General features: G+C 47.4%; 3 protein-coding genes. All 3 read left to right on the forward strand.

Annotation, left to right across the window (positions count from 1 at the left end; translation table 11 throughout):
• Positions 1–1,476 (forward strand): DUF7133 domain-containing protein (locus WBA23_RS00115; protein ID WP_424580195.1); only part of this gene is annotated, 1,476 nt, incomplete at its 5' end.
• A gap of 14 nt (positions 1,477–1,490) precedes the next feature.
• A complete protein-coding gene (locus tag WBA23_RS00120) occupies positions 1,491–2,600 on the forward strand; it encodes a sugar phosphate isomerase/epimerase family protein (RefSeq protein ID WP_424580196.1) in 1,110 nt (369 codons plus the stop codon).
• An 18-nt stretch (positions 2,601–2,618) separates the two neighbouring features.
• A complete protein-coding gene (locus WBA23_RS00125; RefSeq protein WP_424580197.1) occupies positions 2,619–3,404 on the forward strand; it encodes an SDR family NAD(P)-dependent oxidoreductase in 786 nt (261 codons plus the stop codon).
• Positions 3,405–3,424: the final 20 nt, after the last annotated feature.

Below are 3,424 nucleotides of genomic sequence, written 5' to 3' on the forward strand. Positions count from 1 at the left end.
GCTTCTGGACCCAATGGAGCTTTGTATGTTGCCGACATGTACCGGGGCATCATTCAGCATGGGGCGTATATGACCCCTTATTTGAAGGAGCAAACCCAGCGACGCAAATTGGATCAATCGATTAACCGAGGGCGCATCTGGCGGGTAGTACCGCAGAACTGGCAGGCCCCAGAAACAACCAATCTCTCCCAGCTTGCTTCCGAAGAATTGGTGCCGTACCTATCCCACGCTGATGGCTGGTACCGCGATATGGCTCAACGCTTGCTAGTAGAACGTCGAGATGTAAGTGCTATTCCAGCGTTGGAAGAGTTGGCGAAGAATAGTGAGAATTATTTAGCCCAATTTCACGCTCTTTGGACTCTTGAAGGACTGAAGGCTACTGATTCGGAGTTGCTATTTTCACTACTATCCGAAGGCAGTTCCCTGGTTCGTACTACTGCTCTTCGATTATTAGAGCCTCTAGCAGAAGAAGAATCCGAAATCCAACAGCAGCTTGCTAAGAAGCTATTAAGCAATTCTAAAACCTCCCCAATTGAGCTGAGTCTGCAAATGGCGCTGTCTGCTAGTCAGCTAGCCCCCAATTTTGCTTACCAGCTTTTAACCGATCTCTTAATCCGATACGATACTTCGGCTCTGATACGCGATGCGGTGCTCAGCAGTTTACAAGATTTAGAGTACGCTTTTACGCAGCATTTGCGTCAGCAACCCGATTGGCAACAAGCTTCCCAAGCGCGAAAAATTTTATTAGAGACCCTAACTACCGCAATTGTGAATAAAGGTAATGCGGAAGAATTGATCGCTCTTCTCTCAGATGTAGGTACTAACCAATCATTAGACTGGCAAGGACAAGCCATTGTGAATGGATTATCAGTACAAGGCATTCAGGAGTCGGAAAAGCTAGCGTTATTACCCGAAGCCCCAAAAGTACTAACTCGAACCCATCCTAATATCACTCCTACCCAACAACAGGCTATCGCTTCACTGTTCTCTTGGCCCGGCCACACTGTTGGGTCCGACGATTTACCAAAGCAGAATCGTTTGGGTGAAAAAGCTCAACAGCAGTTTGCCTTAGGTCGTCAGCACTATCTAACTACCTGTGCAGGTTGCCACGGTAACGAGGGCGAAGGAATCAGCCGGTTTGCTCCGCCGCTGGTATCATCAGATTGGGTACTGGGTGATCAAAAACGGTTGGCACTGCTGCTATTGCATGGCTTAGAAGGGCCAGTTAAGGTAGGCGATAAAATTTACGATGCCCCAGATATTTTACCTGTTATGCCCGCACATTCTACGATGGGCAATACCGAGCTAACAGCAATTATGAATTACATTCGGAATGCCTGGGGTAATCAAGCTGACCCGGTGAGTGGTAATTTGGTGGGTACTACTCGCCATACATCGCAAGGAAGAGTGGTGCCTTGGACAGCAAAGGAATTAAATCAGCATATTCGGGAGCTGCCTACGGCGACGAACCAATAAAATAAGTACTAACCATGACTACCTCAACCAACGTATCGTCTCAAAATCTTCTCCCAACCAAGATAAACCGCCGCTCTTTTCTACAAAAGAGTGCCTTAGTAGCCGCTACTGCTTTTGCTTCTCCAGTCCTTGCTCAACCTTTTAAAAATGTACCAATGGGGCTAGTGGTACATACCTACTCTCACCGTTGGCACTCCCAAACAAACAGTGAGAAATATCCCGGTTTTCAGAACGCGCTGGATTTGCTGGAACACTGCCATCAAGTAGGTGGAGGCGGAATACAAGTGGGAGTTCGTAACTGGACCCAAGATTTCGCGGGGAAAGTTCGTAGTCGGAGAGAGCAGCTAGGACTTTACGTAGAGGGGTCAATCCGGTTACCCAAATCTACCGACGAGGTTTCCGCTTTTGAGCAGGAAATTAAGTTAGCAAAAGAAGCAGGTGCTCAAGTGATAAGGACAGTTTGTCTGGGCGGAAGACGCTACGAAACCTTCGATTCTTTAGAAGCTTTTCAAGATTTTAAGCAGCAGTCAATCAAGTCGCTAGAATTGGTCGAACCCATCGTACGCAAACACCAGATGCGATTAGCAGTAGAGAATCATAAAGATTGGCGCGCCCCAGAGTTAGTAGATATTCTTCAGCATTTGGGTAGTGAGTGGGTGGGAGTTACGCTCGATTTTGGCAATAGTATCTCACTGATGGAAGACCCAATGGAAGTGGTAGAAATGCTGGTGCCCTTCGTATTTTCTACCCATGTAAAAGACATGGCGTTTGAAGAGTGCGAAGATGGTTTCTTAATGTCGGAAGTGCAGTTGGGCGAAGGAATGCTGGATTTACCGCGAATTGTTTCTCTCTGCCAAAAGCACAATCCAGATATCGTTTTCAATCTGGAGATGATTACTCGCGACCCGCTGAAGATTCCTTGCCTCACTGAGGACTACTGGGCTACCTTTCCCGAAGTAAACGGCAAAGAACTAGCCCGGACCTTGCGAATGGTACGGGAGAATAAGCATCCTACCGATTTGCCTCTTATTTCTAGTCTCAATCCAGTTGGAAAATTAGCTGTAGAAGAAGAAAATGTTAGAAATTCTTTAGCTTACAGCCGAACTAGCTTACCCATCACCTAAACTATCAACAACCTAACTATGAGTAACGAAAAACTTCCTGGAATCAGTCAGTTTGATTTAAGCGGAAAGGCCGCCATTGTTACCGGTGGCTCCAAAGGACTAGGTTTAGCCATGGCTGCCGGATTAGCTTCGGCGGGAGCCAATGTAATGCTGGTCAACCGAAACGAAGCCGAGGGCCAACAAGCGGCAGAACAGTTAAACGATACGTACGAAGCTAAAGCCAACGCATTCTCCGCTGATGTGACCAACCAAAAGCAGACCGAAGCCATGGCCCAAGCTACGCTGGATGCCTTTGGACGAATAGACATTTTGATTAATAGTGCCGGAATCAATATTCGCGGAGCGATTGACGAGGTAACTGAGGAAGAGTTCAAACAGGTGATGGACGTGAACGTAACGGGTACTTGGCTCTGCTCCCGGGCGGTAACTCCTCAAATGAAGCAGCAGCAGCGAGGCAGTATTATCAACTTAGCTAGTACCCTAGGATTGGTAGGTTTAGCAAATCGAACGCCCTATACCGCTAGTAAAGGTGCCGTAGTGCAAATGACTCGTGCGTTGGCTTTAGAACTGGCTTCGTTCAACATTAACGTAAATGCTATCTGTCCCGGCCCGTTCCTTACCGAGATGAATATTCCCATAGCCGAAACCGAAGAAGCGAAGAAATTCATCGTAGGTGCTACAGCCTTAGCCCGATGGGGCGAACTAAAAGAAATTCAGGGTGCAGCAATCTTCTTAGCCAGCGATGCGGCCAGTTACGTAGTGGGTTCTATGCTGACCGTCGATGGGGGCTGGACGGCTAAATAAAGTAAAGATAGTTAGTAATA

This window comes from Tunicatimonas sp. (genome assembly GCF_049647865.1).
In the GTDB taxonomy this organism is placed as follows: domain Bacteria; phylum Bacteroidota; class Bacteroidia; order Cytophagales; family Cyclobacteriaceae; genus Tunicatimonas.